Annotated in this window: 1 pseudogene; it reads right to left on the reverse strand. The window is 43.8% G+C overall.

Annotated features, from left to right (window positions below):
• Nucleotides 1-304, reverse strand: a pseudogene (locus tag AB4585_RS27615) (phosphoribosylglycinamide formyltransferase); the annotation flags it as partial.

Below are 304 nucleotides of genomic sequence, written 5' to 3' on the forward strand. Positions count from 1 at the left end.
TATGCTCATAGCCATTTTTCACATCAGCGATATCTTTAAGGTGAAGCTGAACCTCTGCAATAATGTTGGTTTTTGGCAGTTGCACTAAGACATTCAAGTCACGATAACCAGACTCGGTTGGCTTTTTGAAGCGGTTCTTCACTTTTACAATCGTCGCTTCACGCTCAAGTACTTCATAGGCATTCATCAGGCTAGAGATATCATTGGCGACTATGGTTGCGCGTGCTAAGTCTGTGATTCGCTCGGCTTTGCCACCCAGCTCGTATTGCACTTTTTCTTGTGCTCTTTGTTGTGATTTAACACC

Origin of the sequence: Vibrio sp. 10N.222.49.C9, from assembly GCF_041474985.1 — a bacterium.
GTDB lineage: Bacteria > Pseudomonadota > Gammaproteobacteria > Enterobacterales > Vibrionaceae > Vibrio > Vibrio crassostreae_C.